Origin of the sequence: Burkholderia sp. AU4i, from assembly GCF_000466765.1 — a bacterium.
Taxonomy (GTDB): Bacteria; Pseudomonadota; Gammaproteobacteria; order Burkholderiales; family Burkholderiaceae; genus Burkholderia; species Burkholderia cepacia.
The window spans coordinates 1-6,564 of record NZ_ASSI01000359.1 but is presented as its reverse complement, the minus strand read 5'-3'; the positions used below and the strand labels follow the sequence as shown (position 1 = coordinate 6,564).

Here is a 6,564-nt window from a genome sequence, read left to right as displayed (position 1 = left end):
GGCGCCGGTGCCGCTTTCGCTGCCGGCCGTCGCCCCCGAATCGGGCGCGCATGCCGTGCCGGCCGCGGCGTCGGCCGTGGTCGCGCCGGCGGCGATGCGTGCTGCCGCGCCGGTGGCGGCGTCGGTGGCCGCGTCGGGTTCGGGTGCGGTACCGGCTTCGGCTTCGGTACCAGCTTCGGCTTCGGCTTCGGTATCGGCTCCGGCTTCGGTTCCGGCTGCGGGTGCGGCACCGGCTCCAACCGCCGCGTCGACGCCCGCACCGGCGATGGCACCTGCAACAGCGTCCGGGGCGGCATCCACACCGGCATCGGCGCCCGCGCACGCTTCCACGCCTGTTTCCGCTTCCAGTCCGGCATCGACACCCGCCACAGCGGCCTCGGCGCCCCCCGTTTCCCCACCCGCCGCTGCGACGCCGACACCGGCACCGGCCGCGCCTGCGCCCGTGTCCGCCGCATCGGCCGCCGTACCGGCATCGGCGCCCTCGAGCTCGGCACCCGCGCCTGCCGCGGCCAATCCTGTCGCCTCGTCCGCCCCGTCCGGCGCAAGCGCACCGGCCGCAAACTGACCGGCCCCCCGTATCGCCGCGCCCGGCCGTAACCGGCGCCGCGCGACGATACGCACCCTTCCCCGTCGTTCCTCGCATGAATTTCCACGCTGTCGGCTGCCTGTCCGTTGCGTAGCCGGCATGGCGCCGACGCTTCGCAGCGGGAATACGCGCCAATGCGCGCGATCGCCGCGATCGACGGCCGCGTTACCTACCGCAACGTCGCGCGCAGCGTCTGCAACTGCTCGACGGTCGCCGTCACGCCGCCGCAGACGATCACGGCGATATCCTTCGCCGACGCGAGCACGGGCACCGGCCGCTCGAGCGCAGCCAGTGCGGCACCGCAGGCGGGCTCGACGACGATCCGGTGTTCGTCGACGAAGCGCAGCGACGCGGCCACCGCGTCGGCGTCGGACACGACGACCGGATGAATCTCGTGCCGCGTCGCCCATTCGACCGCCGCGTCGCACGGCCGCTTCGCGCCAAGCGACGTCGCGATGCTCGTGATCGCCGGCAATTCGACCGGGCGCCCCTGCGCGAGCGAGCGCGCATAGCAGTCGGCACCTTCCGTTTCGGCCGCGACCACCGGCACGTCGTGCCAGCCGTTGCGCGCCAGCCCTTCGAGCACACCGCACAGCAGCCCGCCGCCACCGACCGCGAGCACGACCGCGTCGGGCTTCGGGCCGGCCGCCGCCATCTCGTCGATCATCGTCGCGTGGCCCTGCCACAGCACACGGTCGTCGAACGGGTGCACGAACGCATCGTGCTCGCCGAGCGTCGACTGCGCGAACGCGTTCGCCTCGGCCCAGCTCGGGCCGTGCACGATCAGTTCCGCGCCCTCGACACGGATCAGCTCGCGGGCGCGGGCCGACGCGCTTTCCGGCACGACGACGCGTACCGGCACGCCGAGTGCGCGGCCGCAATAAGCGACCGCGATGCCCGCGTTGCCGCCCGACGACGACACGAACCGCCGCGCGCCGGCCGCGTGCCGCGCTTCGCAGACGGCACCGATGCCGCGCAGCTTGAACGAGCCCGACGGCTGCAGCGCATCGAGCTTCAGCCGGATGGTCCTGCCGAGCCGGCGGGACGCGATTTGCGAGCGGATATAGGGGGTCGGGATATGAAGCGGCATGGGGACGGAACCAATGGGAATAGAGGCGAACGGAAGAAACTCGCGGAATAAGCGCACGCGACGCGCGAGGGCGAGCGGCGATGACGGCCATCGTACGGCAGGCTCTCCATGCTTTCCAATACCATTGCATGGCGCTTGCTATGCTTAACAGGTATATCAACGAACCGGAACGGATACCGCATGCGCCAGATCGAATTGCGTCACCTGCGCTACTTCGTCGCCGTCGCACAAGCCGGCAGCGTGATGGCGGGCGCCCGTGCGGCCGGCATCGTCCAGCCCGCGCTGTCGCGGCAGATCCGCGAACTCGAGGACGCGATCGGCACGCCGCTGCTGATCCGCCGCACAACGGGCGTCACGCTCACGGCGGCCGGCACGAGCTTCCTGCAGGACGCGACCGGCCTGCTCGCGACCTTGCAGGACAGCCGTGAGCGCGCGCTGCGCAGCGCGGCCGGCCAGCTGGGCGAACTACGGCTCGGCGCGTTGCCGAACTGCCTGCCGTTGCCTGTCGTCGCGAACGTCCTCAGGGCGTTTCGCGATGCCTGCCCCGACGTCAAGCTGTCGATCGCGCCGATGCTGTCGGCCGAACAGGCGAACGCGCTGGTGCGCGGCCAGGTCGACGGCGGCATCATGGCGTGGCGTCGCGACGAGGCGCCGCACCTGTCCGGCGTACGGTTGCTGAGCGACCGCTTCGTGCTCGCGATGCCCGCGCCGCCGGGCGGACGCTTCACCGCGCCGCGCACGCTGGCCGACGTTGCGAACGAGCCGTTCGTATGGTTCGACGCGCAGCGCTCCGCCGCGCATCACCGGTTCCTGATGGCGCAGTGCCGGCAGGCCGGTTTCACACCGCGCATCGCGCAGGTCGGCAGCGACATCCCGACGCTGATCGGCCTCGTGGCGGCCGGAATGGGCTGTGCGTTCGTGCCGGAAAGCGCGTCGCCGACCTGCCCGCACACGGTCAGGCTCGTCGCGCTAGACGAACTCGCGAGCCGCTTCGACATCGAGTTCGTGTTCGACGGCGCCGCCGTGCCGCCGTCGCCCGTCGTCGCGCGGTTTCTGGCGGCCGTGCGCGATGCGGCCGGCGAAGCGAACTGACCGGGCGCGGTTCGACCGAAGACGCGTCCGCCCTACGATCCGGGCAGCCGAATTCGCCCCGTCGATCCACGACCGGATGCCTCTCCGTCAAAACGCCGGTTCGACTGGCCTGACGTACTAATCACCCGCATCCCTTGCGCTAAACATCTTTCAAAACGCCGACGGGAGACGCCGCAGCGCCGGTGTTTTTAAATTGACACCCAAAACGGCCGTTTAACGCCGGTTCGAATTGTCACGCGTCGAAATATACTTCGCGCGCATCCAACCCTCGTGCCAAAGAGAGGATGCGTTTCTGCCCCGGTCACGGTCCCCCTGTGGCCGGGGCTTTTTTTGCCTGCACGCCTTGTCTGCCAAGGGTTTCCGGAGGTGACGCGACGCTCGCGCCGGGCGACGGCAGCCACCTCGCCGGCCCGCCGGATCCGCGCCGCCGGACGGGCGGCGGACGGCTTCCGGGCCACCGGGCGAAAAAGGGCAAAACGGGTATCTGTCCGCGTCGAACCGCTCATGGATCGCGCTCTGCCGGTCGAGAGTCACCCGCCAATCTTTACAAAAAGCCTTCGTGAAAAGCCCCCCACTCGTTCGCTCGCGCCGCCTGCCGGTTTCGCTGCACGCTGCATTGTTGAAATGAAATCAAGATAATTTCGTCCGGATACGGCTTTTTCCGCAAAAGTGAAGCAGGCACACTTCGCACTGTCCTCAATGGCCCCGTGCCGTTGTTTCCCGATTACAGGAGCACATCGCGTGAACCCCACGACTTCCTCTCCTTCCCGCCCGGGCGGCGGCGCCGCGCTGCCGCTGCTGGCACTCGCCGCCGGTGCGTTCGGCATCGGTACAACCGAGTTCTCGCCGATGGGCCTGCTGCCGGTGATCGCCGACGGCGTGCACGTGTCGATTCCGCAAGCCGGCATGCTGATCAGCGCTTACGCGATCGGCGTGATGGTCGGCGCGCCGCTGATGACGCTGCTGCTCGCGCGCTGGTCGCGCCGCTCGGCGCTGATCGCGCTGATGTCGATCTTCACGATCGGCAACCTGCTGTCGGCACTCGCGCCTGGCTACACGACGCTGCTGCTCGCCCGCCTCGTGACGAGCCTCAACCACGGCGCCTTCTTCGGGCTCGGCTCGGTGGTCGCGGCCAGCCTCGTGCCGCGCGAAAAGCAGGCCAGCGCGGTCGCGACGATGTTCATGGGTCTCACGATCGCGAACGTCGGCGGCGTGCCGGCCGCGACCTGGCTCGGCCAGATCATCGGCTGGCGCATGTCGTTCGCGGCGACCGCGGGCCTCGGCCTGGTGGCGATCGCGGGGCTGTTCGCCGCGCTGCCGAAGGGCGAAGCCGGCAAGATGCCCGACCTGCGCGCCGAACTCTCGGTGCTGACGCGCCCCGTCGTGCTCGGCGCGCTCGGGACGACCGTGCTCGGCGCCGGCGCGATGTTCACGCTCTACACGTATGTCGCACCGACGCTCGAACACCTCACCGGCGCCACGCCCGGCTTCGTGACCGCGATGCTGGTGCTGATCGGCGTCGGCTTCTCGATCGGCAACATCGCGGGCGGGCGTCTGGCCGACCGCTCGCTCGACGGCACGCTGATCGGTTTCCTGCTGCTGCTGATCGCAACGATGGTCGCGTTCCCGGTGCTCGCCAGCACGCATGCCGGCGCCGCCGGCACGCTGCTCGTGTGGGGCATCGCGACGTTCGCGGTCGTGCCGCCGCTGCAGATGCGCGTGATGCGGGCGGCCCACGAGGCGCCGGGCCTTGCGTCGGCCGTCAACATCGGCGCGTTCAACCTCGGCAACGCACTCGGTGCGGCCGCCGGCGGCGCGGCGATCTCGGCGGGCTTCGGGTATGCGGCCGTGCCGCTCGTCGGCGGGCTGATCGCCGCGGCCGGCCTCGCGCTCGTCTTCCTGCAGATCGCGCAACAGCGCCGCGCACCGGCCGCCGCGAATTCGTAATCGCGACACGCCGTCCAACGGCGACGAATGCCGGATCACCCCCCGCACCGGAACACGTTCGCGGCCGCTCGATGCGGCCGCGTTCGTTTTCAACCGTCAATTCCACTTCATTCGATCTTCAAGCCCGAATATCCGGAATATCCGCGAATCCCGTTTCGACAAGAATAAAATTCTCTCGCGAATTGCCGGAATCAACCCAATCCCCTTGAATGATTCATTTTTCATCCTCTCAATTCCGCCAGATTCATTAATCAACCATTCCGTACAGGCTGATTCACCCCGCCCGCTCAGGCAAGAATCACGGCCGAATCCGGCATGATTCATGAAGTACTTGCTACATCGCAGGAAAATATCTCATTCAATTCGCGCATTGAAATCACAAATCGCAATGCTTTCCGACTTTATTTACTCAACACCCAATCCAGATGTAACAAAATGAAACAGGCTCGATTTTAATATTGAAAGAATTGCCGGTTCGTATCAGCATCTGCGATACCGTGGCCTGCGAAACGCGGCATAAATCCAACGAAAATTCGATCGATGAGGGATCTGCGTGAAAGTCGCCATCGTATTTACCACATTGTCGCTCGCGCTGTCAGTCGGCCTTTCGACGCCCGCCGCAGACGCCGCCATCTATTCGAACGGCACGTCGACCGCCACCTTCAACGTCACGCTCACGCTGCAACCGAACTGCACGATCACGGCGAACCCGCTGGCCTTCGGCACGAACGGCGTGTTGTCCGCCGCGATCAACCAGCAGACGACCTTGAGCGTCACCTGCACCAATACGACGCCGTACAACGTCGGTCTCGACGCGGGCCTGGTCACGGGGTCGACCGTCGCGAGCCGGCTGATGGCCGGCACGGCGACCGGCAACACGACGACAACGGTCGGCTTCCAGCTCTACCAGGACGCCGGACGGACGACGATCTGGGGCAACACGCAAGGCACGGACACCGTGGCCGGCACCGGCACGGGGTCCGCACAGTCCTTCACCGTCTACGGCCAGGTGCCCACGCAAGCCACGCCGAAGCCGGACACTTATCAGACGACCATCACCGCAACCGCCTACTTCTGACCGGCGCTGCTTCCCATGTCCGCATTACGTCGAACGCTCGCCGCGCTGCTGTGCGCGGCCGGCGCCGCGCACGCCGCGTCGCTGCAGATTTCCCCCGTCACGATCGAATTCGGCGCCGACGACACGGCCACCGGCATCACGCTCCGCAATCCGGGCGAGCGCCCGGTGTACGGGCAGGTGCGCGTGTTCCGCTGGGATCAGGCCAATGGCGAGGATGCATTGACGCCCACCCAGGATCTGCTCGCCAGCCCGCCGCTGATCGAGGTCGGCAAGCAGGCCGAGCAGCTGATCCGCGTCGTGCGCGCTTCGCGTACGCCAGCCGGTACCGAGCAGACCTACCGGCTGCTGATCGACGAGTTGCCGCAGCCCGGCGAGGCACCGGCCAACGGCGTGTCGATCCGGCTGCGCTATTCGATTCCGGTGTTCGTCGAGCCGGCCACCAACGGCGCGCCGCAGCTCGACTGGGCGCTCCTGCGCAGCAACGCCGGCTGGGTGCTGCGCGTGCACAACGGCGGCACGCGGCGCGCGCAGCTCGCGTCGGTCGAACTCGTGACCGGCGACGGGCGCGCGTACCCGCTCACGCGCGGGCTGCTCGGTTACGCGCTCGCGGGCCGAACCGGCCAGTGGAGCGTGCCGCTGCCGGCCGGCGTCGCGCTCGGCGGCAAGGTCACGGTGCGGGCGGCCGTCAATTCGCAGCCGGCCAGTGCGGTCGTCGCGGTGGAGCCGCCGGGCTAGACCGCCGGTGCGCCGCCCGGCCTCGCCCCCTTCGCC

Annotated in this window: 6 protein-coding genes; 4 read left to right on the top strand and 2 right to left on the bottom strand. The window is 68.5% G+C overall.

Annotated features, from left to right (window positions below; genetic code table 11):
* Together L810_RS47950 and L810_RS42470 are read right to left on the bottom strand one after the other, a co-directional pair.
* On the bottom strand, positions 1–513 hold a 513-nt coding region (locus tag L810_RS47950; protein WP_218921759.1), incomplete at its 3' end, for a hypothetical protein.
* Positions 514–755: 242 nt separating this feature from the next.
* On the bottom strand, positions 756–1,676 hold the full coding sequence (locus L810_RS42470) for a pyridoxal-phosphate dependent enzyme (protein WP_021164262.1): 921 nt from the start codon (positions 1,674–1,676) through the stop codon (positions 756–758).
* A 180-nt stretch (positions 1,677–1,856) separates the two neighbouring features.
* On the opposite strand from L810_RS42470, the gene L810_RS42465 reads away from it, so the two are divergent.
* The 4 genes from L810_RS42465 to L810_RS42450 all read left to right on the top strand — a co-directional run bounded on the left by L810_RS42465 (position 1,857) and on the right by L810_RS42450 (position 6,528).
* Positions 1,857–2,768 carry a LysR family transcriptional regulator gene (locus tag L810_RS42465; protein ID WP_021164261.1) on the top strand — a complete coding sequence of 304 codons (912 nt, stop codon included), beginning with the start codon at positions 1,857–1,859 and terminating at the stop codon, positions 2,766–2,768.
* 741 nt (positions 2,769–3,509) lie between these two features.
* Positions 3,510–4,715, top strand: a complete 1,206-nt coding sequence (locus L810_RS42460; RefSeq protein ID WP_021164260.1) for an MFS transporter — start codon at positions 3,510–3,512, stop codon at positions 4,713–4,715.
* Positions 4,716–5,295: 580 nt separating this feature from the next.
* On the top strand, positions 5,296–5,793 hold the full coding sequence (locus L810_RS42455; RefSeq protein WP_059486695.1) for a Csu type fimbrial protein: 498 nt from the start codon (positions 5,296–5,298) through the stop codon (positions 5,791–5,793).
* Positions 5,794–5,808: 15 nt separating this feature from the next.
* Positions 5,809–6,528, top strand: a complete 720-nt coding sequence (locus tag L810_RS42450) for a fimbrial biogenesis chaperone (RefSeq protein WP_021164257.1) — start codon at positions 5,809–5,811, stop codon at positions 6,526–6,528.
* The last annotated feature ends 36 nt before the right edge of the window (positions 6,529–6,564 follow it).

Coding starts and splice junctions, on each gene's coding strand:
- L810_RS42470 (WP_021164262.1), bottom strand. CDS start 1,676: ATGCCGCTTCATATCCCGACCCCCTATATCCGCTCGCAAATCGCGTCC.
- L810_RS42465 (WP_021164261.1), top strand. CDS start 1,857: ATGCGCCAGATCGAATTGCGTCACCTGCGCTACTTCGTCGCCGTCGCA.
- L810_RS42450 (WP_021164257.1), top strand. CDS start 5,809: ATGTCCGCATTACGTCGAACGCTCGCCGCGCTGCTGTGCGCGGCCGGC.